This is a genomic window from Sulfurovum sp. AR, assembly GCF_000296775.1.
In the GTDB taxonomy this organism is placed as follows: domain Bacteria; phylum Campylobacterota; class Campylobacteria; order Campylobacterales; family Sulfurovaceae; genus Sulfurovum; species Sulfurovum xiamenensis.
Genome location: NZ_AJLE01000003.1, coordinates 94,628 through 120,468 on the forward strand (window position 1 = coordinate 94,628; position 25,841 = coordinate 120,468).

Here is a 25,841-nt window from a genome sequence, read left to right on the forward strand (position 1 = left end):
TTACAATCTTCACGGGAAGTAATCATTCAGTTTCTTGTTTCAACTTATCATAAAAATAGTTGGTGGCTTGCACAAAACCGTCGACACTCCCACAGTCAAAGCGTTTCCCTTTAAACTTATAGGCTAAAACCATACCTTTTTTGGCATGATTCATCAAAGCATCAGTAATTTGTAGTTCACCGTTCTTACCGGGTTTTGTCTCTTCGATGGTTCGAAAAATATCAGGTGTGAGAATATATCGTCCAATGATCGCCAGATTTGAAGGGGCATCTTCAGGGTCTGGTTTTTCCACCATATCGGAGATCATAAAAACATCATCCTGGATCTCTTTTCCATCGATCACACCATATTTATACGTCTCTTCTTTAGGCACTTCCTGAATGGCAACCACACAACATTTATACTTCTCATAGATCTTTACCAACTGGGCTAGAACATTGTCCCCCTCCTCATTCACACAGAGATCATCTGCCAAGATCACACCAAAAGGCTCATTACCTATCAAAGGCTCACCTTTTAAAATCGCATGGCCAAGTCCCAACATCTCTTTTTGTCTGGTAAACGTAAAGGTACATTTATCCATCATCTCCCTTGTACTCTTCAGTAGATCTTCTTTGGAACTTCCTTTGATTTGATGCTCCAGCTCATAAGAGATATCAAAATGTTCTACCAACGCCCTTTTACCACGCCCTGTAATGATCGCCATGACATCCATACCGGCATCACTTGCTTCTTCTACCCCATACTGTATCAGTGGTTTGGTCAAGATAGGAAGCATCTCTTTTGGTGTGGCTTTGGTCGCAGGTAAAAAGCGTGTACCGTATCCGGCAGCCGGAAATAAACATTTTTTAATCATTTTTCTTTTCTCCTTCTTTTAATGGTTTCAGCCACAATATCTCATAGGGTTGCATGATAAATTTTCCTTCTAATATTTGTCGATGAGAAATAATATCCATCAGGACACCTTCTTTATAGGGTGAAAGATCCACTTCAACTTCCGTTTTTTGGAAATTGTGCAGTGCGATAAGAAACTCATTACTCTCTTTACCATAATGTTTTATAGCGAAGATCTCTTTGCCAAGTGCCAAAAATTCGAACTTGGCAAAAGGGTCAAAACAGGGTTCATGAATACGTATCGAAATAAGTTGTTTATAACGTTTAAACAGATTATTTCGTAGACTCCCCTCTTCACTCAGCTCCTCTTTGATATTGTCAAAATTTAATTTCTCACGATTAATGGCTCGGTTTCGTCTCGTTTTTCTTACTGCTTCATGATAATTTCGTGATCCTACAAGTGAATGAAAATAGATACCTGGAACCCCTGGCATTGCCAAAACAACGGCTTGAGAAAGGATCATACGTTTGAGTCGCAATGTATCATCCTCATCAGGACTGGTTAAAATATCTATATAGCTACAGTTTAACTCATAGGGAGATTTCTCCTCCCCACCCACACTACGATACGAAACTAAACCACCATGTGCTTTGCAAGAGTTGACCAAAAAGTTTAATTCATCCTTATCAAGGATATTACTCACTGCTCGTACACCGATACCATCATGACTTGCTGTAAAATTAAAAAAACAGACCATGTCACTTGGAAGTTTTAATGTCTTGGCCCAGGCTGTCAATTTAGTCGTGTCTCCTGATAAAATAGAAAAGGCCAAGAGCGGCGGCAGGGCAAAGTTGTACACCATATGTGCTTCATCAGATCCATTGCCGAAATAGGAGATATTTTCATCGTGTGGTACATTGGTCTCTGTAATGATAATGATCTCAGGAGCCACTGCATGGATCACCTCGCGCATCATTTGTATCAATTCATGGGTCTGCGGCAGGTGCACACAGTTTGTACCTATCTCTTTCCAGATAAAGGCAATGGCATCAAGTCTTATCAGCGATGCACCTCTTTCTATATACGAAAGTAATACATCGAGGACTTTTAGTAATACTTTATAGTTCGCATAATTCAAGTCTACTTGATCAGCACTGAACGTTGTCCAAACATGACGAATACTCCCTTCATCATCAATGAACTCGGTGAGCAGAGGAGTAGTTCGGGGGCGTACCACCGCCGATAGATCGAGTGAAGGATCAAGTTCGGTAAAAAAGTCATAATATTCAGGATCATTGGCTAGGAACTTCTCAAACCAGTGACTCAGTTGGCTCATATGGTTGATCACACCATCAAACATAAGACGGTGATCCTGATTCAGTGCTTTAATATTTTTCCATGAACCTTTTAAGGGACAGACGGCCTTGTAATCAACAATTGAAAAACCATCATCACTGGAGTATGGGTAAAATGGCAAAATATGTACACTGTTAATGCAGTCTTGTACATACTCCTTTAAAAATCGGTGAAGCGTAGCTAATGCCGTTTCTCCTTCATGAAAGATCTGATCACCGTAGGTGATGAGTATCACATCTTTTTCACTCATTACATAAGGTTTACTTTCAACTTTCCCTTGGTACTCCTTGATCAGTGTAACTACAGCATCATATGCCAAAGCGGCATCTGCTTGGCTGTAAATATTCTCAAGAGAATATTTAATGAGGTTCAATCTTTCTTTACTATCTCTTTCTAACATGAAGCATTATCCTTATTGACAGTTGCTTTAAAGCGTTCCGATATCTCTGGACATACAGAACGTATACTGGTCCATGCTGAAAGGGAAGGCACCCCAAGAGGATCAGCAAGAAAACTTTCACATGCCTCTTTGAGTGCGGTATCAAATGTCTCAACGGCATCTATCTCTTTTTTCCTATCAAAATTCAAAGCATTGAATTTCGCTACAGCATCATAGCGTGAGATGGCTTTTCTGCTCTCATGAAAAAATGAGCTTCGTAGTGTGGTGAGTGACTCTTTGGAAAATGTCACCCCACTCTGCGTCATAACCCTGAAAATAGTTTGGGCAATATCTATGGCCATCTTTGCTACACCGCCTTCAAGCTCTTGGGCAGGGTTTTCTCCTCTGAGTTCCTGGTGTTTATGCTCATAACTCTCCATGATCTCTGTCTGACAAATACGTCGTACAGAGGTTTTATCATAGACTTCACTAAGTGTTGAGACCTCTAAGCCCCAAGTAGGAGAGATACGAATACCCCTCGCAAGTGTACGTGTAAAGGCAAATTCTCCTGAGAGTGCATACCTGAAACTATCCATATAGTTTAAATAGGCACTCTCTCCATAGGTATTTTTAAGTGCTTTGATCAGCGGCGTATAAAAGAGTCTTGTTACACGTCCATGCAGTTTGTCTGTCACACGTGAGTAGTAGCCTTTGTTAAATTCAAAATCCAATGCCGGGTGAATGATCGGGTAAAAAAGTCGTGCAGGCACTTCACGACTGTAGTTAACAATGTCACAATCATGCAGTGCAAAGGCAAAAGCATTTTTATCTGCAAGGGCATAACCCAACATTGTCCATACATTTCGACCTTTTCCTTTGATCTTAATACTGTTAAACCCCAGATCATTAAACTCATGGTAGAGTTTTTGAACGTTAGGACCATCATTCCAAAGTACATCTACCCTCACATCAAGGGTAGCCATGATCGTTTTGACATTCTCAAACTCCTCTTTCGTTGCCCTGTCCAAACCCAAAATGATCTTATAAAGATATTTGACTCCTTTCAGTTCTTTAAGGATCTGTTTCATAGCAGGTGTTTCAAATTCAGAATAGAGCGCAGGCAGAAGTAGTACCATATTGTGTCTTTGTGAGAATTTTTCTAGTTCAGCCTCCATCTCTTCAAGTGTTCTGTTTGAGAGGTTTTGTAGTGTTGTGATCAATCCGTTCTGAAAAAAATCTGCCATTGCATTCCTTTATTTTTTAATATAATGATAAAATCCATAACATTCGTTCCTGTAGGACCTATGGAAAAGTCAGCATCCAGTGCGTTAAAAAACGTGTAACTGTCACTGTTTTTTAAATAGATTTTCGGATCCAAGCCCTTTTTTTTCATTTTTTTGTAGATATCAGTTTCTAAAAAGGCTCCTGTCGCAGGTGAATTCCCATCGATACCGTCACTTCCTGCGATCAAGATCGATATCTTCTCCGAGACCAAAACTTTGTTCAGTAGTCTTAGAGCTAATTCCTGGTTTCTACCTCCTTTACCCGTTCCCTTCACCTCTGTGGTTGTCTCTCCGCCAAAAAGCAAACAAAAAGAATCATATTTCTTGTCATATGCTTCTATTTTCTTAGCAAGATATTTAGCAGCCCCCTTAGAGGTTCCATTAAGTGTATTGGTGACTATCTTGACCTTATCCACTTTGGATCTGATATATTTTTTTGCCTCGTTTAAGCCAATCGTATTGTTCCCGATAATATGGTGAGGTACTTTGCCGTTCATCATCGGGGCCGAACCAATAGTATTAAGGTCATCACCGATCACATCACTCAATACTAGAACCACTCCTTTAGCCTTTGTATGATTGGCCAGCTTGCCGCCTTTGATCTGAGATATGGCTTTTCGTACACTATTGAGTGTCTGAATATCAATACCTGACCCCAGTAATGCGGAGGAAATTTTTTGAAAGTTCTCTAAACAAATGCCCTCAATGGGTTTCTCGACCATAGCTGAAGCCCCACCTGAAAGACAGAAGATGAAAAAGTCATCTTTACCCATTGCCTGCATTGCTTCGATCAATTTATCCGCACCTTCTATACTCTTTTGTGAAACCAAAGGATGTGTAGAAGTATGATGTTCAATGAAACGGCATTCGCCTTCTTGATGTGAAATGGCAATCCCTCCTTGGATAAGAGGACCCAAGATCTTCTCTGCAGCCTTTGCCATACCCAATCCTGCCTTCCCCACTGAAAAGAGGTAAAGCTTATTGATCTTTTTTAAAGGGTAGACAGTATTACAGATAGTGAGATCTTTTTCATCCAGAGTGATATTCTTTCGAATGATCGTATCAGCTTTTACCGCTTTAAGTGCCTGGTTATAGATCTCTGTGAGTAATTTTTTATTAGACATACTTTAATACCATCTCATTCCAACCTTTACTGCCTTGATAGCTTGACTTTTGTATATGGGGTACATTCGTTTCAAGGTAGCTTCCATCATATTTTTTAATCACAATAGGTATATCCACATGTTCAAGCATAGCAATATCGTTTTCGCTGTCACCTAGAGCGATCGAACTGACTCTCTCATGATATAGATCTTCAAAAAGTTCTATAGTTTTGATCACAGCAATTCCCTTATCCTGAAATTTACTCATAATGTGATAGAATCGTCCGCCTTTCGTGATTTTTAATTCATAAGTGTGAGCCGACTTCTTTAATGCCTCTAATTTTGTCTTATCTTTGAGAATAAATGGTTCTGTAAAGTCACGCTGTTTTGCGTGGATCACATCTCTCTGGTTCAATCCGGTTAAATGTACAATTTCTTCATCAGACATATCACTCAAACCAGCCATACTACATCTCTCTTTGTAGCGCCTATAGAATTCCAATACTTTCGCATAGGATTTACCAAAGACCATGATTCTCTTATCATCATACTTTTCTAGAAATGACAGATCAAATCCTTGATACCCTTCAGGTATAAAAAGTGCTGCGCCATTCTCAACAATAAAAGGTTCGGATATACCAACTTTTTCTTGTAGATATTCAACTTCAGCTTTCGTTTTACTGGTTGTGAAAATAAGAGGGACCCCTGCTGCTTTGATTTTTTGCAGTGCCTCGAAAGACTCTTCAAAGGAGTAATTATGATGATTTAAAAAAGTACCGTCCAGATCGGTAAATATTAATCGTTTCATACTCATACTATAACATATTAATAAAGTATCATTCATAAATTATTGTTTAATATATATACAATTTAAAATTATTTTTATAATCCTATATAATTATAAACAATACACAGTGTATGATCCTGACACTTATTACGCTAATCACAATTCTTGCAATTTACTCTTCAGAATAATTTTTCCTGCTTCTACGCCCGGCTGATCATAGGTATTTACATCTATCAGTTCTCCCACCAAAGATGTAAGCAGTTCATAATAGAAGATCAAAGAGCCGATATTGGACTCTGTCACACTTTGAATAGTGATCGTATCTAAAGGGATATTATTTTGATCCAACAATGCTTCGATCACAGAATCACACTGCATATTGATCAGTTTAGAAAAAGGAAGATTGTTTAGAGTGTCAAGCATTTCCAAATGCGGTAGTGTAATGTCTGGTATTGTGGTATCGTCATGAAAATCTTCGATCTTGATAAAAGTGACCGATTTATCTCTGGTACCTTCCATGATCAGCTGTAAAAAAGAGTGTTGGTCTTCAGGACCGATCAGACCGATAGGTGTAAGCCCTACATGAAAAGCACTGTTACGCTGGTGTTTTCCCAAACTCTCTCCCCAGAGCTGCACATACCATTGACAAAAGTATTTCAGTGTTTCTGAATAGGCAAAAATACAGTTAATACTGTACTGTGCATGATTTTCAGCATAATAGACCGCTTTTTCAAGCAGCATATCATACACATATCCTCTATCAAAGAACCGCTCTTTGATCATTTGTGCACCAGTTAACAGATCCTTGATATCAATACCACATAGTGCCAAAGGTACCAACCCTACCGTTGAAAGCACTGAGAACCTACCGCCTACATTATCGGGAAGATAGAGTACAGAAGCTTCTATCTCTAGCGCATATTTTTCAAGTGGAGAACCCGGATCGGTGATAAAAGTATAAAAAGAGGGATCCTGTTGTAAAGAATAGATATATTTATAGATGGAAAAGGTCTCTACCGTACTTCCTGATTTGGAGATGACCAAAAAATGTGTCTTATTCATGTCACATTTGGAGAGCAGTTCATTGATATTTATAGGATCAGTACTTTCAAAAAAATAGAGTTTCCTTGAGAGCTCTTTGACCGGTTTCATGAATTCATAGACCGCCTTGGCACCTAAAGAACTTCCACCGATCCCGATCACCGCGATCGTCTCTATGGTTTCAGAGATCGTACTGCAATACTCCAGTATGGGACCAATGTCCTGGTCTGGCAAAGCATAATATCCTATACTCTTTTGTTCTTCCACAATGGCATCAAATGCCTTCTCTTCTGCTCTTTTACTGATTGCACTAAAATAGAGTTTGTTTTTTATCATGTTATATTTTTCCTTTTATGGTCTGCATCGCTTCTATGCAGAGCGTTGTGATCTGTTTAAAATCTTTTTCTTTCATACACTGTTTGGGAACGATCCAGCTTCCACCTGCACAAAGCACATTCTCCATTGAAAGAAAATCGTTGATATTGCTAAGATTCACGCCTCCCGTTGGGCAAAATCTCATACTCGGAAATGGTCCACCAAATGCCTTGAGTATCTCAAACCCTCCTGCAAGTGTTGCGGGGAAGAGTTTACAATGTTCAAAGCCGTTATTTTTTGCAAGCATCACTTCTGAAGCAGTCGCCACACCTGGGATCAAAGCAACATCCAGTTCCCTTGAAGTCTGCATCAATTCCTCACTGATACCCGGACTGAAGACAAATGCTGCCCCATGGTCCACTGCATCTTTAAAATCACTTGCATTGAGTACTGTTCCAGCACCAACATGCATCTGCGGCAGTGCTTTTGAGATAGCCTCTATAGACCCAAGTCCTGCATCCGTACGCAGTGTGATCTCCATGATATTGATGCCACCCTCAAGCAAAGCTTCAGCCAATGGCACAGCATCATTCATATTTTCCAATGCGATCACCGGAACGATGGGTGAGACCTGCATCACTTCTCTAGCTGTCATGCGCGCTCCTTACCGGAAATATCAAAGAGACTTGCACCCTCTTCTGCCATACCTACACTCTGACGTACGGAAACAAAAAGCTCTCTACCAAATCCGTGAGTATTGCCACTAAGGTCCGGTCTATCAACGGTACGTTCTTTTAACTCTCTATCATCGACCAAAAGCATGATCTCTCCTTTTTTCGCATCAAAACGGATCCTATCACCCGTTTTGACCTTGGCCAGCAGTCCTCCGTCAAGTGCTTCAGGAGAAAAGTGAATGGCTGAAGGTACTTTACCCGATGCACCAGACATCCGTCCATCTGTGATAATGGCAACTTTATACCCCTTGTCCTGAAGTGAACCAAGTGGCGGCATCAGTCCGTGCAACTCCGGCATTCCATTGGCTTTTGGACCCTGATAACGCACGACAGCAATAAAGTCTTTTTCCAACTCACCCTTATGAAAGGCATCCTGTAAAGCTTCCTGGGATTCAAAAACGATCGCTGGTGCTTCAATGAAAAACTGTTCAGGCTTCAAAGCAGAGGTCTTGATGACACTGCGTCCAAGGTTCCCATTGAGAAGTTTCAGCCCTCCCTCTTCACTGAAAGGTGTTTCTATACTTGAAACTACCTCTGTATTACGTGAGACCCGAGGACCCGGTTCAAAGATCAAAGTCTCTTTGGACATACTGGGTTCAGCGATATAGGCATTCAGACCTCTGCCTACGATCGTCTCCACATCATTGTGCACAAGTCCTGCATCCAAAAGCTGTGAGATCACCACACTCATACCGCCTGCATCCCTAAAATGGTTCACATCTGCCTGTCCGTTTGGATACATATTACACAGCAAAGGGGTCACTTTGGATATCTGATCAAAATCATCCCAATTTAGTATGATCCCTGCAGCTCTTGCCATTGCGATAAGATGGATCGTATGATTCGTAGAACCACCTGTTGCCATCAGTCCTACGATGGCATTGACAAAGCTCTTTTCATCAACGATCTCGGCGATAGGTTTATAGACTCCGCTTAACTCTGTCATCGTCAAAATTGTTTTTGCGGCTTGTGCGGTCAATGCTTCACGTAATGGTGTATTGGTATTTATGAAAGAGCTGTTTGGAAGTTGCAGGCCCATCATCTCCAGTAACATTTGGTTCGAGTTTGCCGTACCGTAGAACGTACAGGTACCGCTGCTGTGATACGAGGCGGATTCAACTTTAAGCAGGGCATCTTCACTCACTTCCCCTTGGGCAAACTCTTGACGTACTTTTGCCTTTTGTGCATTGCTGATACCTGAAGGCATAGGGCCTGCTGGTACGAATACACCGGGAAGATGTCCAAAGGCCAAAGCACCGATCACAAGTCCCGGAACGATCTTATCACACACACCAAGATAGAGTGCACCGTCATAGACATTATGCGAAAGTGCTATGGCAGTTCCCATGGCAATATTATCACGGCTGAAAAGACTCAACTCCATACCCGGCTGTGACTGTGTGACTCCATCACACATCGCTGGTACCCCGCCTGCAACCTGTGCTGTTGCACCCAGATCCATCAATGTACGCTTGATCAATGGTGGATAGAGTTTATAGGGCTCATGTGCAGAGAGCATATCGTTATAGGCTGTAACGATAGCAATATTAGGGCTTTCAAGGCCAGCAAGCGATGTTTTCTCACCCTCTTCCATTGGTGCCATTGCATGCGCTAAATTACTGCATCCCAGTTTATTACGGTTGACACCATGTCCTTTGGCTGAAGCAATGCGGTCCAGGTAAATAGATCTGCTCTCTAAAGAGCGTTCACGAATTCTCTCTGTCACTTTTTGTATAACTTCATTCATCGGTAAAATACCTCTATCTCTTTAATCTCTTGGTTCAATACACTGCGTATAGGCATTGTATAGATGTCTTCTCCTCCAATCGCTTCTTCATACACTGCAATTTTCTCTTTTCCTTCAAAATGCAGATAGATATGTTTGGCACTCAAGATCGCATGAAGGGTTAAACTCATTCGTGTATAAGGTGCTGTTGTGGGTTCAATTGTAATACAGAAATTTTCATTTTTAAGATCAAAAGCCTCTTCAAGTTTAATATTCTCCGGGAAAAGGGACGCCGTGTGTGCATCCGTTCCCATACCCAAGATGAGTACATCAAAAGGGGAAAGTATCTCTTTCATCTTTTGTGTACATACCTTTTGTGCCATATAGATATCCGTATCTTTACAATACATTCCTATAAAGTGAGCCTTAGCAGCCTCTTCCTGGAGCAGATATTTTTTGACAAAATGTTCATTGCTCTCTTCTTGGGAAGTATCGACCCATCGTTCATCACAAAGACCTACAGTGACTTTATCCCAGTCAAAGAGTGCTTTTCTAAGTTTTTCAAACAGAGGTTTAGGTGTACTGCCTCCAGAAACAAGTAGGGAGGCTTTTCCCTTTTCGTCAATGGCTTTTTGAAGATTTGCCAGTATACTTTGACTTAATGCCTCTATAAGTGCTTCTTGGTTGCTAAAAAGATGTTCACTCCTACTCATCATGCCAACTCCTGCCGCTTCTTGCGATCAGCTGTACTGCTGCGCTCGGTCCATCGGTTCCCGCACTGTAGCTTTTCATAGGTACCATATCCTCTGCCCAGCCCTCCAAGATCACATCCGCCCATTTCCATGCTGCTTCCACTTCATCTAAACGCATAAAAAGTGTCGGATTCGCACGGATCACATCTAAAAGTAAACGCTCATAGGCATCTGGCTTATGTGCTACCTTTAAAGGGGTATTGAGTTCAAGTTCAACAGGTTTTAACATCATTTGTTCACTTAGACCCGGAACTTTATTCATCAGTTGCAGATGGATACTCTCTTTAGGTTGCAATGCAATAACAAGTTTATTTTCCCAAATACATTTACCTTGATTGGCAAAAATAGAGTGCGGCACACCTTTAAAGTGAATCACGATCTCAGAATTTCGACGTCTCATACGTTTACCGCTTCTAAGATAAAAAGGTACTCCGTTCCATCGCCAATTGTCTATATCTACACGAAGTGCAGCAAAGGTTTCAGTGGTACTTTCTTCCACACCTTCTCCCTCAAGATAACCCGGTACAGGCTTGCCGTCACTTGAACCTTTTGCATATTGTGCACGTACTGTTTTTTGTTCGATGTCCGCAGGTGTCATCATACGAAGCGAACGGAGTACTTTCACCTTCTCATCACGTACACTGTCCGCATCAAGTGAGCAAGGCGGCTCCATGGCTATAAGACAAAGTAGCTGCATCAAGTGGTTTTGTACCATGTCACGCATTGCACCATAATCATCGTAATATCCCCAGCGTCCTTCAACACCGACACTTTCAGCCACAGTGATCTGTACATGATCAATATGGTTTGAATTCCACAGCGGCATGAAAAATCTATTTGAAAAACGTAGTGCCATGATATTCTGTACGGTATCTTTACCCAGATAGTGGTCGATACGGTAGATCTGTGATTCTGTAAAATACTTCAGTACTTCAACATTGATCACACGTGAGGATTGAAGATCTCTTCCTATAGGTTTTTCAAGCACGACCCTGCTTTGCGGTGTAACGAGCTCCAAGTTGCTCATAGACTTACAGATCGTACCAAAAAAATCAGGTGCCGTAGAAAGATAATTGACCCTCTGACGTTCCGGATACTCATCTAGTAACGCTTTCAGCCCTCTATAGCTCTCTAAGATGTCAAATTCAATGGTTACGACATGAAGCTGTGCCTTAAAATACTCAAATTTTTCCTCTTCAAAAGCATCATCAGATAAAAACTCCTTGAGTTTGGATTTCACCAGATCACAATGTTCATCATTACTCATTGGTACTCTGGTGGCAGTGATAATACGACTCTTCTCATCCAGATAACCGCTATTGCTCAAATGGTACAATGCAGGCATCAACTTCCTGAATGCCAGGTCCCCATGCCCTCCAAAAATTGTAATATCACATAAACTTTCCATTGTATCCATTTGATCCACCTTCCTTTCACGCTCTTCGTAAAATCACTGTTCTATCAAATTCTTAGGCCACGTTTTTATTATAACACGTTACTATCTATCAATCATTATAACCCAATATAATCATATATAATCATTTTTTTGCCTATATTTTATGCAATGTAGGTTTTGAAAAAGGTATGCCCTTAAAGTCTATCATGTGCATAATAGGCAGCTCCCAATAATGCAGTTTCTGGATTTAAAGAGACTTTCACCTGCATTGCCTGTAACATCTCATTAAAACGGCCTTTACTTAAAAAACCGTTCATGAAATGGTTATTGGCAAGTATTTGTAAGATTTTGGGAGCAATACCACCGCCGATATATACTCCACCAAGTGACATGCTTTTTAAGGCTAGGTTTCCCGCTTCAGCACCATAGATCTCTGCAAAAAGTCTCAATGCCTCCATACAGAGCGGGTTGTGTTCCTTCAGTGCACACTCACTCACCATTGCACTACGGTCTTTCCCTTCGGGTATGTTCAACATAGATACGGGCTGTGCGGAGAAATCGTTTTCCACTAAAAATTCATAGAGTGTATAGATCCCCGGGCCTGAGAGTATTCTTTCAAAACTCACATGTCCTGGATAGCGATTACGCATCCATTTCAACAGTGCATCCTGCTGCGGTGTCAATGGTGCAAAATCACTATGCCCTCCTTCTGAACCGATAGGATGATAGACACTTCCATCATAATACAACATCGCTTCTCCCAGTCCAGTACCTGCAGCGATCACTGCCCGATTTCCATCCATCTGACGACCTTTGGGATTTAGATCCACAAATTCATCTTCATGAACATACAACATACCATAGGCTGTAGCTTCAAGATCATTCAGCAGACGTACCTTTTGAATTCCTAAATGTTCCTGCAAATCTGATGTCGTGATATCCCAGGGTAGATTCGTCGTACGGCAGCGCCCATCAATAACTGGTCCTGCGATACCGAAACATGCCGCATCTACATATGGCAGTGAAGTCTTTTGCCTAAATAGCATGATCACCTCATTAAGATCTGAAAACTCCCTACTGGAAAACTGATGCTGTGCTATGACATTCAGTCTCTTATCTTTGTGCTCAAAAAGTGCGAGATTCGTTTTTGTACCACCTATATCTCCTGCCAAAATCATGCTAACTCCCTATACTTCTATACTGTAAGATCATGCAAGGAAATCCTGCGGTGATAACAGAAACATAAAGGCTTCCAAGAATGCTTTATCTGTTTCTACAGGTGAACGTTGATAAAATGCTTTCCAAGCTTCTGAACGATGTTCATTATAATGCTTTGAAGCATTATCCTTTTCCCAAGATATTCGTACCGCATGACCTATGAGTACATCCATAATGAGATCATTTTCAAGATGGAGGTCAGGGTTTTCCTTAAAAAGTCTTGCCAGGCTCTCGACCAGTTCAATATTCAACTGGCGGTAATCAGGGGCATAGATACTTTGCAAAAGTGCATCGATCTTCAAGGCAAAACTTTGTTCACCTGCTGTTGATTCCAATGTCAGTTCCGAACCGATCCTGTTTTGTACATTATATTTATCTCCAATGACCAAGCCGCTGCATTGATGTAACAAATACCATATATCCTTATAGAAAACAGGGGAAAGCGGACCTACCATACCCCTTTCATATCTCCATTGCGACCAGTCAGTGACTTTGCCAAGCTCCCTAACGGCCGGACCTTCTTTCATCGATTCAAAGGAAGGTGTACCCGATGCATGTAAATTTTCATGAACAAGAAACAGTGAGACCTCTCTTTTAAATGATTTTAATACCCTATGCAAACGGTCATAAATTGCGTGAGGAGCTAAACTGAGCAACGTTTCATAAGCATCGGCCATATGCAGGTTCTCCTCCCTGCTTATCTGTCCTACAAGCAACTGAATAAAGTACCAGGTACGAATCGTTAGCATATTTTCAAAAAGTTCAGGTTCATTTCTGATCATATATCCAAGATGTAAAATGATCTCCTGTGTCAAGACACTCTCTGCTGTATTATTACCACAATATTCCATGATCGTTTTAACGATATCACTACTTTCATGCGGTTTTGAAAATGTCGCTTTTCCACTGTATGACCGTCCTACTGCAAGACGCTTTTGCCGTATCACTATATCAAGCAATACATCTTCGATACGGTCATCATATTTTTTGGTAAGATCAGCGATACGCCGTACCAGATTCCACTCATGACACACGGTAGCTAATTCATAAAGATTTTGAGCAAAGAGTGACAATGTTACATTTTCCTGTTTCACGGAAAATACGAAATCTGCACCCTTACGTTGCCACATTTCTTCAAGTGCATAGGTTTTATATAAACGATTTTTTTCACCCAAAAGTATCTCTATGAGTACCGCGTCATCCTGATCTCTAAGAGACTGTATTTCCTCTGGACTCAAGTATGTATGGATTTCAGTTTCCTTCAAACAGATGCCCAATCTATTATTTGACACAATTTCTGCAGCTTGAAATGTAAAACCGTGAATATCTTGTATACGTTCTATACATGCTAGACCCAATAATTCTTTCAATGGGCCTGTCTGAAGAGTAATCGTACCACTCTGCTCTTTTTGTATATCATCCAATAGTTCAACCAATGCACCTCGTTCACCATCAGAAAACATCGATTCACGAACAAAAAACGGTATGATAGGGTTGCCTCTTGCATCCCACTGCATAGCAAGGAACTTTAATGATGCCCGAAAATGTTCTACTAATAATTGATTGTCAGCTGAAAAATAAAATCCATGCGGATTAAAATAATAAGGAAGAAAAACGATCTCTACACTTCCATAGAAGTGAACCCTTGCAGTCGTCATGGTCCTAGCCACCATCAATTCCCTACCACTTAAAGAAAGTTTTTTATTTTGACCCAAAAATGTATGAAGCATGGAGAGTTGATCAGCATGTAAGATCCGTATAGGCTTGATCTCTTCGATCGTTTCACTTTCAAAACCAAGCGCTACCAATTTTTCTTTCACCGAAGCATTTTCAGCGATCACCGGGACCAGAGGTTTTGTATTGAAACTGTGTCCGATACGTTGGTGACGTTTGAGCGGATCTATATCTTCCGGAGTCAAAAGACCGTCAATCATCATATCGCAGAGCATATAGAGGCTCTGTGCCCATACCAGTGGTATATTTTCATTGGCAACACGTTTTTGACTTCCAGGATCCTCTTTTTCTGCCGCGATACTCTCTTTGGGAACGATATAGAGTTCGGGCAAAAGCTTTTTCCCATCCTGTTCCACAAAAAGCGGTTGCAGTTTTTGCTTCCATCGCTCGATCTCTTCTTTCTCATCACGTATCAGTGCATCCAGCAGTAAATAGGTGAAAAATAGAGGCCATTCTGATTCAATATGTTCAAATTCTCGTAACTCTGAAGGTTCATAGTGTAAACGGGTTGCATCTTCGATACTGCTTTGATGGCCATCGAGCAAAAAACGTTTACACCCGTAATTTCCTGCAAGTTTTTTGATGATCTTATCACGTGTACGCTTGACCAGTTTTGTATCTTCAACCGCATAGGCAGGATACCCGATAATACTCAGTAGTGCCGCATCCGTCTCTTTGGAGTTGGATTCTCTAGGCAGTAATCCCTGTAACGTGAAACGAGAACGTGCGATATCACTGGGAACCACATGGATCACCGCTTCGTGGTTTGGCAGATCGGCAAAAAGATTAAAACCGTCCAAGGCTTCAAGTGCTGCTTTTGCCATGCCTACGGAACTGCCATTGACCTCTGTATTTCCATGATTGATCTTATTTCCGCGCTCCCAGATACCATAATCAGGGGTACAGTAGGTATGGCTGATGTAGTGCACCATATTTTGTACAAAATCAACTTCATCCATCGTATAGATAATATGTAGTCCAGAAGCGGTCATTTGCGCGACCATCAATAAAAAAAGAGAGCTTGCATCAAGCTGCAGATGCCCCCATTCCTCATCTCCGACCACGGCTAAGCCTGTTTTTGTACCATACTTCGCATGCAGTGCATCTACGGAATTGTGTGTTTTTTTAAATACTTCGATCCTGTCTGACTGCCGCATCATAGCAGTGAGCAGGCCACGCATCAATTTGACCACACTTTGGCTCAAAAGATAGGTACGATGGTGGTCAGGATTGAATTTTCGATAGGCAAGTGAAAGTCCCCATACACTCAAAATACTGTAGACATTATCCCTTACCCAAGCATCGGTATAATCTCCATGGGCATTTACCGCTGTACTCGCAGGTAATAACCCTGTGATAGGATCTTGACGTGACAGAATGATTTGATCAATAAGATCAAAATGCCTTTCAAGAGCAGATTCAAGTGACTCTACATTCATATTTTACCTTTGAATTGTAAATTCTACCTACATAGTATTTTCATCCATTATAATCTAAATAATCATAGCATAGATATATTATATTGCGTCAATTTTAATCAATAGTACTGTAATATTTGTACCTAAACAGATGTTATACTATCATAATTCAATATCTATACATATAAAAAAGGTTAATCATGAGTCTTCATCCAAATGCAGGTAAACTTGCACCAAAGTCTATACTGATCAATGTCCCTCAATTGATCAGTGCGTACTACACGCAAACACCTGACATACACAATCGTGCACATCGTATCAGCTTTGGAACCTCTGGGCACCGTGGTTCTTCACTGCATAAAAGCTTTAACGAGATGCATATTCTTGCTGTGACACAAGCTGTCTGTGACTACCGCAAAAAAGCAGGAATTTCGGGTACCCTCTTTATGGGGATGGATACCCATGCACTCTCTTATCCGGCACAACTCACTGCCATTGAAGTCTTAGTAGCCAATGGTGTCGATCTCTATATAGCCAAAGAGTTCGGATATACACCCACACCTGTCATATCACATGCTATTTTGACACACAATACAAAAGAAGGACAGCTCTGTGACGGTATCGTGATCACCCCCTCACATAACCCACCGACAGATGGAGGATTTAAATACAATCCCCCGCATGGTGGACCAGCAGATACAGATGTAACGGACTGGATAGAAGCACGTGCCAATGAAATTTTAGAAAATGACCTCCAAGATGTCAAAAAAATACCCCTTGAAGAGGCATTATATGCAAAGAATGTTACCCAATACGACTATGTGACTCCGTATGTCGATGATCTTGAAAATGTGATAGATATGGATGCCATTGCTGCATCAGGTATTCTCATCGGTGCAGATGCCATGGGCGGTTCAGGTATGGCATATTATGCAGCGATCAAAACATGTTACGGACTCAATATGGAGGTATTCCATGATACATTGGATTCTACATTCTCTTTTATGCATTGTGACAAGGATGGTAAGATCCGCATGGATTGTTCTTCCCCTTATGCTATGGCAGGACTGGTAGCACTAAAAGAAAAGTATGACATTGCATTTGGAAATGATACTGATTTTGACCGTCATGGCATTGTCACAAAAAGTGTCGGTCTTATGAATCCTAATCATTACCTAAGTGTCGCCATCCATTACCTGGCACAGAACCGTCCCGAGTGGAAAAGTGATCTGGGCATAGGAAAAACACTGGTAAGCAGTTCTATGATTGACCGTGTTGCGAATGACTTACATAAAAAAGTGATCGAAGTACCCGTCGGATTTAAATGGTTCGTTGATGGTCTTATAGAAGGACGTATCTTCTTCGGCGGAGAAGAGAGTGCCGGTGCAAGCTTTTTACGTAAAGACGGTTCGGTGTGGAGTACCGATAAAGACGGTATTATCCTGACACTTCTGGCTGCTGAAATATTGGCAGTGACAGGAAAAGACCCTGGTGTTCATTATCAAGAGTTAACCCAAAAGTTTGGTGCTCCTATCTACGCCCGTATCGATGCACCTGCGGATGCCCAACAAAGAAGTATCCTTAAAAAACTCTCTCCAGATGATGTAAAGGAAAAAGTACTTGCCGGTGAACCTATTGAAGCTATATTGACCAATGCCCCGGGCAATGGAGCCGCTATAGGAGGACTGAAAGTGGTCGCAAAGAACGGATGGTTTGCACTCCGTCCATCAGGAACTGAACCGATCTACAAGATCTATGCAGAGAGTTTCATCGATGAAGCGCATCTAAAACAGATACAACAAGAAGCACAGGCAATGGTCAATAAACTTTTTTAGGTTCCTCTATCAGGTATCTGAATTTTCTTTATACTTTTTTCAAATAGATCACTCCCAAAGGTGGCAATGTCAAACTGATCGCATATGCACGTCCGTGCATCGGTTCTTTGATCGCTTTAAGAGGTCCTGAATTACCGATATTCCACCCCTCATAATAACTGGACTGAGTGTTAAATATCTCCACATACTCACCTTCATAAGGTACACCTATCTTATAGTTTTCCCATGTCTCATCTGCAAAATTACTCACGACATACACTGTCTCATTCGGATCATCACTTTTGCGCATGAAGCTGATACAGTTATGCTGATAGTCCCCGTCATCTATCCACTCGAAACCAGCATGCTTTTCATCATATTGGTACAAAGCACGTTCATTACGATAAAGCAGATTAAGATCACTTAGCATCTTTTGTAGTTTGGCGTGATATGGATTTTCAAGAAGATGCCAATCAATGCTTTCCTCAAAGTTCCACTCGGAATACTGAGCGATATCACCTCCCATAAAAAGAAGTTTCTTACCCGGATGTGCCATCATATACGCATACATCGTTCGCAGATTGGCAAATTTCTGATTGGTGTCACCCGGCATCTTGTTGATCAGGGAACCTTTCATATGTACCACCTCATCATGACTTAAGGGCAGCATGAAATGCTCATCAAAAGCATACCATAGGCTAAAAGTGAGTTGATGGTGATGATGCTGACGATGAATAGGGTCATAACTCATGTACTTTAGCGTATCATGCATCCAGCCCATATTCCATTTAAACCCAAATCCAAGACCACCGATACTTGTAGGCCGTGTGACCATCGGCCATGCCGTGGACTCTTCAGCGATCATCATAATATCAGAGAATTCGGCATAAACACTTTCATTGAGTTTACGTAAAAATGCGACAGCCTCAAGGTTTTCATTTCCCCCATTGACATTGGGTGTCCACTCCCCCTCTTCTCTGGCATAGTTCAGATATAGCATTGAAGCAACAGCATCCACACGAATACCATCAATATGGTATTTGTCGAGCCAGAACATTGCTGAGGAGATCAGAAATGATTTTACTTCATTACGCCCATAGTTAAAGATATAACTTCCCCATTCAGGATGAAATCCTTTTTGTGGGTCTTCATGCTCATAGAGTGCCGTACCGTCAAAATTGACAAGTCCATGCATATCTACAGCAAAATGTGAAGGTACCCAGTCCATAATGACACCAAATCCATTCTCATGCAACACATCGATAAGATACATGAGATCATGAGGTTCACCAAAACGTGCCGTAGCTGAAAAATAACCTGTGACTTGATACCCCCATGAACCAAAATAGGGATACTCAGTTAAAGGCATGAACTCCACATGGGTATAATGCATTTGTTTGAGGTAGGCCAGAAGTTCTACGGCCAATTCCTGGTAAGTGAGATAGCGATTCTCTTCTTCTACTTTTCGTTTCCATGAGCCAAGGTGCATTTCATAAACACTGACCGGGGCATCATGTGCATTGAATTTATGACGTGCTTTCATCCACTCTTCATCTTGCCAATCATACCCATCAATACTCCAGACACGCGAAGCTGACTTAGAAGGTTTCTCTGAGAAAAAAGCAAAAGGATCACTCTTGTCATTGATAATATTATGAAACTTTGAGACGATATGATACTTATAGGTCAACCCCTGTTCCACACCTTCAATAAAACCTTCCCATATACCCGAATCATCTTCCCGTAATTTAAGGGGGTGTGACTCTGTTGCATAGCTGTTAAAATCACCACGTACACTTACACTTTGTGCATTAGGTGCCCAAACAGCAAAGTGTACACCATCCATGCCTTCGTGCTGCATTTTATGCGCACCGAATTTTTCATAGAGTTTCGTATGATTCCCCTCTTTGAACAGATAGATATCAAGATCACTCAACGTTGATACATCATAATGCATAGCATGTGTCATTTCTGCTCCTTACTTTTATGGCGACCCAGAATGATATGACGATAGAGGTCTTCATAGCCGTGTGCTGCTACTTCCCAGTTAAAACGCTTTAACATAGCATTGTGTTGGAGTTGTTTAATCCCTGATCTATCCTGATACCACGTATCAACTGCCCATTTTACAGTCCCGATCAGTGCCTCGGGTGTTGGATTGTAAAACTTAAATCCTGTTCCGTTTTGATCTCCACTGTTATAATTCTCTATGGTATCATCCAGCCCTCCGGTCGCATGTACAATAGGCAGGGTCCCATAACGCAAACTGTAGATCTGATTAAGTCCACAAGGTTCAAAAAGTGAAGGCATAAGGAACATATCACTGCCTGCTTCTATTTTATGGGCGATATCATTGCGGTATCCGATATAACAGGCGAACTTTTCAGGATATTTGGCGGTACATTCCGAGAAAAAGTTCTCTGCCCACTTCTCACCGGTACCCAAGAGTACGATCTGAATGTCCAGTTTCATTAATTCATCCATAGCAGCACTGAGCAAGGTGATGCCTTTTTGTTCCACTAGACGGCCAACCAGACCTATGAGCGGTACTTCGTCTCTCTGTGGAAGATCGAACTCTTTTTGCAATGCTGATTTACAGAGTGCTTTCCCCGATAGATCATCAAGATCAAAGGTTGCAGGGATGAAGCTATCTACTGCCGGGCTCCACTCTTCATAATCTATCCCGTTCAGGATACCGTAGAGTTTATACGCCTTTGCATCAATAAGCCTGTCCAATCCCCATCCAAACTCAGGTGTACGTATCTCCTGCGCATATTTCTGACTCACCGCATTGATGGCATCTGCATGTACGATACCGCCTTTGAGCAGATTGATGCCGTCAAACTCTTCAAGTTCATCTGCATTAAAGTGCTCCCATCCTACACCCAACACATCCATCCCACCTTTATAAAATTTACCCTGGTGCTGCATATTATGGATGGTCAAAAGCGAGCCTGTGTATTGAAAATCAGGATCAAAAGCATACGTAGTGTTGAGCAAGACAGGTATGGCTGCCGTATGCCAGTCATTGACATGGATAACATCTGGTTTGAGATGCAGCTTTTTGGCTAACTGCATGACTGCCTTGGAGAAGAAAATGAAGCGATTGTCATTGTCATCATAGCCTCTGCCATCTTCATCATACAACCCTTTTCTTCCGAAAAACCCTTCATGCTCTATGAAGTAAATAGGTACATCACTTCCCGGCAAGACACCCTCATATACAGCTGCCCATGCTTCAGCCATACTTCCCATTGGAACCCCTAAGGAACCTTCAAGTGCTTTCAAACCATACTTTTCCTTGTCTACAATATAGTAGCGGGGCATTACCACACGGACATCATGTCCAAAAGCACGAAGTGCTTTTGGAAGTGCTCCGGAGACATCTGCCAAACCGCCGCTCTTAGCAAAAGGCACCACTTCAGAAGCTGCTAGTAAGATATTGAATTTATCCACGATAACCCTCTTCTTTCAATTTCTTATATTCTTTAATATACATTTCCCCACTCTCTCTCCAGGAAAAATCACACAGCATATTATGTTTTACTATCAGGTTATATTGTATTTTTGTGCCATAAAGCTCTAAAGCATTTGTAACAGCAGATAGCAATGCATGATGGTCAGCTTTTTCAAAGACGATCCCATACCCTTTTTGACTTTTGCGATCAAAGACTGCATGATCATATACTGTATCTGCCAATCCTCCTACACTGCGCACGATAGGCATCGATCCATAATGCATTGCGATCATCTGTGCCAATCCGCAGGGTTCGAATAGTGACGGCATCAAAAAGAAATCTGAAGCTGCATACATACGGTGGGAGAGTGCTTCATTGTAGCCTGACTCCAGATAGATATTGTCATGTTTTTTCGCTAAAACTTCGAGTGCGTCATGGTATTTTCCTTCTCCATCACCCAGTACGACAATATTACATTCCATCAAAGCCATCTCAGGTAAAGCATCAATAAGGATCTCTAATCCTTTCTGCCAAGTAAATCGTCCTATAAATATCATGAGAGGTCGTTGAGGCTCTTTCATCTTTATCTCTTTCAGGAACGCACTTTTGTTGGCTTCTTTTCCTCTTAGGTCCTTATAGGGGGACACAAGTATCTTATCACTGGAGGGCGAGAACTGTTCAGTATCTATACCATTGACGATGCCTATCAGTTTAGCGCTGTGGTATTGCAAGAATCCCTCAAGACCACACCCGAACTCCGGGGTTAATATTTCTTTGGCATAGGTAGGGCTGACCGTTGTGACCCTGTCGGCATAGGCTATCCCTGCTTTCATAAAATTCACCTGTCCGTAAAATTCCAGGCAATCCATATGAAAATATTTCTCATCAATGCCTAGTCTGGCCAGTGCTTTTTTTTCAAAGATTCCCTGGTAGGCAAGGTTATGAATGGTAAAGAGACTTTTAGTCTTAATCTCTGGCTCATTTTCTAATAAAAGCGGCAGCAAGGCAGTTTGCCAGTCATTAAGGTGTACGAATGCATACGGTTCACGCTTCAATATTTCCAGTATCGCATAGTTAAAGAGTGCAAACCGAATATCATTATCGGCATAACCGCCTTGAGAAGGTCCATAGAGGAACGCTCTGTCACACAGCATTGGTGTATATACAAAACGGTAGGTCATATTTTTATATTTACAAATATAAAGTGTTATGGGATAGGCTCTTTCTCCCATCATGATATCAAATGTTTCACCTACTGCCTCTATACAAAACACTTCACGATCTATGAACTGATAAAGAGGCATGATGACATCAACATCATAGGTTTCATTCAATGCTCTTGGCAAACTGTATGCTACATCCGCAAGTCCGCCGCTTTTTGCAAAAGGATACACCTCACTTGCAGCAAATAGCACCCGTGTATCACTCATTAGCACTCTCCCGTAAAAGCTTCGCCGCATGTTCAGGTGCCACAGGGTTGATCATGATGCCTGTACTCACTTCAAATCCGGCCATATGGTAAAGACGCGGCATGATCCGGATCGAAAAACGGCACATCTCATCTATATGTGTGAGTATATCATATTCAAAGTCTTTCGCCTGTAATGGTGGTGTACTGATGGTTAGATTAAATGTAAAACAACCCAACTGTTTTTTCATATTTTTTAGTATTATATGTAGCAATGATGCAACTTCTACTATAGATGTATCTTGAAGGGTATCGATCTGTCCTAGTGCCTGTTTAGAACTGATGATCACTTCAAAAGGATAGGCACTGGCATATGGACAGTAGGCTGTGAAGGCACCATGCGTCGCTACAATGCGTTCACTGGATGCTTCCTCATGCTCGATCTCTGATTCCAACAACGCACATACATTATGGTTATAGTAAGTAAAGCTGCGCTGATATCTCTCTTTGAGTAGCTTTGGTACAATGGGAAGTCCTATGATCTGTGTATGACAGTGTTGCTGTGAAGCACCTGCCTCACTCCTCTCGTTTTTAAAAAGTGAAATATAGGCAATACGTTCATCCTTCCGCAGATCAGAAACCCTTGCTCGAAGTGTTTTTAACCACTCTACCACTGCACGCTCACTCCATTGTATGATGGAGGTATGGTGTTCAGGTGTATCGATCATCAGTTCATGTGCTCCAAAGCCTTCCCAATGCTCAAAAAAACCATAATGATGTTCATACGGAGCTTCGATCTGAACCGCTTTATAAAGGTTTGGTACCACACGCGTTTTCCACCCTTTTTGATTTGGAAGAGAACTATTTTCTCTTATAGCAAAGATCTCATGAGGCGTCATGGATTCATTTCCTTCACAAAATGGACAATGTTCCTCTTTAAGGATCTCTTCCTTCTCTTCTGTGCCGTAACAGTTGGGTCGATGCAGCCGCTCGGGTGCAATGATCACATGCGTGCCATGTACACGGTCATGTCTAATGTCAGACATCTTTTACCTCCAGTGTACCCTTGAGGGACATATCCTTACTGAACGGCGCTACCATAGCAAAACTGATCCCCTGTACACTGAGGTCAAATCCCTGTTCACTTTGAGAAAGTGTTTTAAGTTGGAAATAATGGATATCACAGCTTTGACCAAGCGTGATAACAATATTTTGATTGAGTTCTGCATCATAGATCTCAAGTGTATCAGTCGACAACACAGTTCCCTGATCCAGCAGAGGATCCCCATTAATGGTGATAGACTCATAGTCACAAAAGTGAAAATTGTGTTCAAGTACATACTTGAATCTACCTTCTGCCTGTGTAGAGAGAGTTATCTCAAAATCAAATCCGTGTTTATGTGGGATATAGGTCTTCTTCATCTTTGTAGGTAGTTTATGCGGAAAATACAAACCTCCATTCCTGGTAAAGACCATGCTCTTTTTATCCACGAAAAGATCAAAAGGCTGATTGGAGAAATCTCCGAACTCATGAAAATTACAATACTTGAAATTATCCGTACAGAAATTCTCATCCGAAATATGATCGATAAAAGAGTTTTTGAGATACCAGTCATAAATGATCTCATTGCGCAAAGCATCATCGATCTCAAATGCGGCATGGTGGATTGTATCGATCCCCTCTTCTGCCATAGGTACCTCTTCTTTAGGTGTCGCTTCGAACAAACGCTGATGATAGGCTTCTTTACGACGTGTTAAAGTATTCTGCCAGTTAAAACACGATTCTCTGCTGTCAAATTCTACCATTTGTCCCCCATGTGCACTATCAAATCGGAAGATATGTTTTGGTGTCACAGCTTTCACCTTGTCATAGCCGTCCAATTCATTTTGATCGGTCACCAACACACTTTTTTTCTTATACCGTATATTCTCTGCCTCGATAATATAATGATAGGCATTGTCTCTGAGGTTTGGCAGATAGAGACCTCCAAATACCCCATGCCATAAGGCATCATTGGTCTGTGCTTTATAGAGCGCTGTATCGAAGTCTGACTTTTTGACCTCCTGGCGTACTTTTGCAAGCTCCATCATACGTTTATGGATACGGTTGCTCTCCTCATACTTCACAAAGAAATTTTTCCAGATACCGCCTTTAAGGAACTTCACACCCTCTTTCTCGTAACGGTCATGTCCCATCTCCTCTTTAAATGCTTCGAGTTTCAGTGTATCATCTGCACGAAGGCTCCATTCCCCCATCTCATAATAGGAGACATTAGGCAGATAAGCAATACCTCGTGTACACTCCTCTTCATAATAGGTACCATAATGCATCGTCTCGATCTCATCATCGGCTAACACAGCCTGCACAAATTTTTCAAGCCACCCTTTTTCATAGACCCATTCATAGGTGCCAGGCCACATACCGAACTTCTCTGCATCATCAAAGATGATCGCTGCAGCGTTCTCCTTCCTTTTGTAGGATTTTATCGCTTTGATGGCAGCATCCACATTTAAAAAAGGGATCGCATAACGCAGCTTCTTGCTGATAGGAAAAAGACCGATCTCATGGCCTCCCTCTTCACTCATATAGTATCCATCCAGGATATTTTCATCAAAACCGGCACACTGAAAATGGTAATCATCCATGACGGTATATTTTATACCTGCACGCTTTAGATCAGGGATAAGAGAAGATTCCCAAACACGTTCTGTGAGCCAAAGCCCCTTTGGTGATTGTTTAAAATCAGATGCAATGGAGTCATTGAGCATTTTGATCTGTGTCACACGGTCTTCTGAAGGTATCACACTCAGGATCGGTTCATAATACCCTGCAGAAAAGAACTCGATAGTTCCACTCTCTGCCAATCTCTTGATCTGTTTATAGAGTTTAGGATGAAATGCTTCTATCTGTTCCATAAGCCATCCGCTGCAGTGGACAGCAAAACGGAACTCCGGATATTTACTCATTACTTCAAAAAATGGACCATAACAGACTGCTACACCATGTTTGATGACCCACTCGAAATTGTCGACAGGCTGATGCATGTGAATGCCAAAAAGTAGTTTTGTTTTATTTCCCATCTT

At 41.5% G+C, this 25,841-nt stretch carries 18 protein-coding genes; 1 reads left to right on the forward strand and 17 read right to left on the reverse strand.

Annotation, left to right across the window (positions count from 1 at the left end; all coding sequences use genetic code 11):
• Positions 1–22 precede the first annotated feature (22 nt).
• The 12 genes from galU to SULAR_RS03740 form a co-directional block, all read right to left on the reverse strand.
• On the reverse strand, positions 23–856 hold the full coding sequence (gene galU / locus SULAR_RS03685; protein WP_008243097.1) for a UTP--glucose-1-phosphate uridylyltransferase GalU: 834 nt from the start codon (positions 854–856) through the stop codon (positions 23–25).
• Positions 849–2,591 (reverse strand): sugar phosphorylase, encoded by a 1,743-nt coding sequence (locus tag SULAR_RS03690; RefSeq protein ID WP_008243099.1) that lies wholly within the window; start codon positions 2,589–2,591, stop codon positions 849–851. The genes galU and SULAR_RS03690 overlap by 8 nt, the downstream gene beginning before the upstream one ends.
• Positions 2,585–3,814, reverse strand: a complete 1,230-nt coding sequence (locus tag SULAR_RS03695; protein ID WP_008243100.1) for a glycosyl transferase — start codon at positions 3,812–3,814, stop codon at positions 2,585–2,587. The genes SULAR_RS03690 and SULAR_RS03695 overlap by 7 nt, the downstream gene beginning before the upstream one ends.
• Positions 3,787–4,977, reverse strand: coding sequence for a glycerate kinase (locus tag SULAR_RS03700; protein WP_008243102.1), 1,191 nt, complete (start codon positions 4,975–4,977; stop codon positions 3,787–3,789). Before SULAR_RS03700 ends, SULAR_RS03695 begins: the two co-directional genes overlap by 28 nt.
• On the reverse strand, positions 4,970–5,764 hold the full coding sequence (locus SULAR_RS03705; RefSeq protein WP_038000052.1) for a mannosyl-3-phosphoglycerate phosphatase: 795 nt from the start codon (positions 5,762–5,764) through the stop codon (positions 4,970–4,972). The genes SULAR_RS03700 and SULAR_RS03705 overlap by 8 nt, the downstream gene beginning before the upstream one ends.
• 135 nt (positions 5,765–5,899) lie before the next feature.
• Complete coding sequence (locus tag SULAR_RS03710) at positions 5,900–7,120, reverse strand: glucose-6-phosphate isomerase (RefSeq protein WP_008243107.1); 1,221 nt, start codon at positions 7,118–7,120, stop codon at positions 5,900–5,902.
• 1 nt (position 7,121) lies between these two features.
• Entirely contained in the window at positions 7,122–7,754 is a 633-nt protein-coding gene (eda, locus tag SULAR_RS03715) for a bifunctional 4-hydroxy-2-oxoglutarate aldolase/2-dehydro-3-deoxy-phosphogluconate aldolase (protein ID WP_008243110.1), read from the reverse strand.
• Positions 7,751–9,580 (reverse strand): phosphogluconate dehydratase, encoded by a 1,830-nt coding sequence (edd, locus tag SULAR_RS03720; RefSeq protein ID WP_008243113.1) that lies wholly within the window; start codon positions 9,578–9,580, stop codon positions 7,751–7,753. Before edd ends, eda begins: the two co-directional genes overlap by 4 nt.
• The gene (pgl, locus tag SULAR_RS03725) at positions 9,577–10,275 is read right to left on the reverse strand and encodes a 6-phosphogluconolactonase (RefSeq protein ID WP_008243115.1); all 699 of its coding nucleotides are present in this window, start codon (positions 10,273–10,275) and stop codon (positions 9,577–9,579) included. The genes edd and pgl overlap by 4 nt, the downstream gene beginning before the upstream one ends.
• Complete coding sequence (gene zwf / locus SULAR_RS03730; protein WP_008243121.1) at positions 10,265–11,728, reverse strand: glucose-6-phosphate dehydrogenase; 1,464 nt, start codon at positions 11,726–11,728, stop codon at positions 10,265–10,267. Before zwf ends, pgl begins: the two co-directional genes overlap by 11 nt.
• Positions 11,729–11,901: 173 nt before the next feature.
• Entirely contained in the window at positions 11,902–12,885 is a 984-nt protein-coding gene (gene glk / locus SULAR_RS03735; protein ID WP_008243124.1) for a glucokinase, read from the reverse strand.
• A gap of 30 nt (positions 12,886–12,915) precedes the next feature.
• On the reverse strand, positions 12,916–16,098 hold the full coding sequence (locus SULAR_RS03740; RefSeq protein ID WP_008243125.1) for a glycoside hydrolase family 15 protein: 3,183 nt from the start codon (positions 16,096–16,098) through the stop codon (positions 12,916–12,918).
• Positions 16,099–16,277: 179 nt separating this feature from the next.
• On the opposite strand from SULAR_RS03740, the gene pgm reads away from it, so the two are divergent.
• Positions 16,278–17,912: a phosphoglucomutase (alpha-D-glucose-1,6-bisphosphate-dependent) gene (gene pgm, locus SULAR_RS03745; protein ID WP_008243127.1), complete on the forward strand. Its 1,635-nt coding sequence runs from the start codon at positions 16,278–16,280 to the stop codon at positions 17,910–17,912.
• Between the two features lie 28 nt (positions 17,913–17,940).
• On the opposite strand, the gene glgB is transcribed toward pgm, so the two are convergent.
• Genes glgB through SULAR_RS03770 form a run of 5 tightly spaced genes read right to left on the reverse strand, consistent with a single transcriptional unit; the run spans position 17,941 to position 25,838 of the window.
• On the reverse strand, positions 17,941–19,860 hold the full coding sequence (gene glgB / locus SULAR_RS03750; protein ID WP_008243128.1) for a 1,4-alpha-glucan branching protein GlgB: 1,920 nt from the start codon (positions 19,858–19,860) through the stop codon (positions 17,941–17,943).
• Positions 19,857–21,347 (reverse strand): glycogen synthase GlgA, encoded by a 1,491-nt coding sequence (gene glgA / locus SULAR_RS03755; protein WP_008243129.1) that lies wholly within the window; start codon positions 21,345–21,347, stop codon positions 19,857–19,859. Before glgA ends, glgB begins: the two co-directional genes overlap by 4 nt.
• Positions 21,340–22,779, reverse strand: a complete 1,440-nt coding sequence (locus SULAR_RS03760; protein ID WP_008243130.1) for a glycogen synthase — start codon at positions 22,777–22,779, stop codon at positions 21,340–21,342. The genes glgA and SULAR_RS03760 overlap by 8 nt, the downstream gene beginning before the upstream one ends.
• Positions 22,772–23,803 carry a UDP--glucose-1-phosphate uridylyltransferase gene (locus SULAR_RS03765; protein ID WP_008243133.1) on the reverse strand — a complete coding sequence of 344 codons (1,032 nt, stop codon included), beginning with the start codon at positions 23,801–23,803 and terminating at the stop codon, positions 22,772–22,774. Before SULAR_RS03765 ends, SULAR_RS03760 begins: the two co-directional genes overlap by 8 nt.
• Positions 23,796–25,838, reverse strand: a complete 2,043-nt coding sequence (locus SULAR_RS03770; protein WP_008243135.1) for an alpha-amylase/4-alpha-glucanotransferase domain-containing protein — start codon at positions 25,836–25,838, stop codon at positions 23,796–23,798. The genes SULAR_RS03765 and SULAR_RS03770 overlap by 8 nt, the downstream gene beginning before the upstream one ends.
• Positions 25,839–25,841: the final 3 nt, after the last annotated feature.

Bases quoted from the DNA above. Each gene is read 5' to 3' on its own strand.
- SULAR_RS03700 (WP_008243102.1), bottom strand. From the start codon at position 4,977: ATGTCTAATAAAAAATTACTCACAGAGATCTATAACCAGGCACTTAAA.
- SULAR_RS03690 (WP_008243099.1), bottom strand. From the start codon at position 2,591: ATGTTAGAAAGAGATAGTAAAGAAAGATTGAACCTCATTAAATATTCT.
- SULAR_RS03765 (WP_008243133.1), bottom strand. From the start codon at position 23,803: ATGTCTGACATTAGACATGACCGTGTACATGGCACGCATGTGATCATT.
- edd (WP_008243113.1), bottom strand. From the start codon at position 9,580: ATGAATGAAGTTATACAAAAAGTGACAGAGAGAATTCGTGAACGCTCT.
- SULAR_RS03770 (WP_008243135.1), bottom strand. From the start codon at position 25,838: ATGGGAAATAAAACAAAACTACTTTTTGGCATTCACATGCATCAGCCT.
- SULAR_RS03710 (WP_008243107.1), bottom strand. From the start codon at position 7,120: ATGATAAAAAACAAACTCTATTTTAGTGCAATCAGTAAAAGAGCAGAA.
- glk (WP_008243124.1), bottom strand. From the start codon at position 12,885: ATGATTTTGGCAGGAGATATAGGTGGTACAAAAACGAATCTCGCACTT.
- SULAR_RS03740 (WP_008243125.1), bottom strand. From the start codon at position 16,098: ATGAATGTAGAGTCACTTGAATCTGCTCTTGAAAGGCATTTTGATCTT.
- SULAR_RS03695 (WP_008243100.1), bottom strand. From the start codon at position 3,814: ATGGCAGATTTTTTTCAGAACGGATTGATCACAACACTACAAAACCTC.
- pgl (WP_008243115.1), bottom strand. From the start codon at position 10,275: ATGATGAGTAGGAGTGAACATCTTTTTAGCAACCAAGAAGCACTTATA.
- SULAR_RS03705 (WP_038000052.1), bottom strand. From the start codon at position 5,764: ATGAAACGATTAATATTTACCGATCTGGACGGTACTTTTTTAAATCAT.
- galU (WP_008243097.1), bottom strand. From the start codon at position 856: ATGATTAAAAAATGTTTATTTCCGGCTGCCGGATACGGTACACGCTTT.
- pgm (WP_008243127.1), top strand. From the start codon at position 16,278: ATGAGTCTTCATCCAAATGCAGGTAAACTTGCACCAAAGTCTATACTG.
- zwf (WP_008243121.1), bottom strand. From the start codon at position 11,728: ATGGATACAATGGAAAGTTTATGTGATATTACAATTTTTGGAGGGCAT.
- glgB (WP_008243128.1), bottom strand. From the start codon at position 19,860: ATGACACATGCTATGCATTATGATGTATCAACGTTGAGTGATCTTGAT.
- eda (WP_008243110.1), bottom strand. From the start codon at position 7,754: ATGACAGCTAGAGAAGTGATGCAGGTCTCACCCATCGTTCCGGTGATC.
- SULAR_RS03760 (WP_008243130.1), bottom strand. From the start codon at position 22,779: ATGAGTGATACACGGGTGCTATTTGCTGCAAGTGAGGTGTATCCTTTT.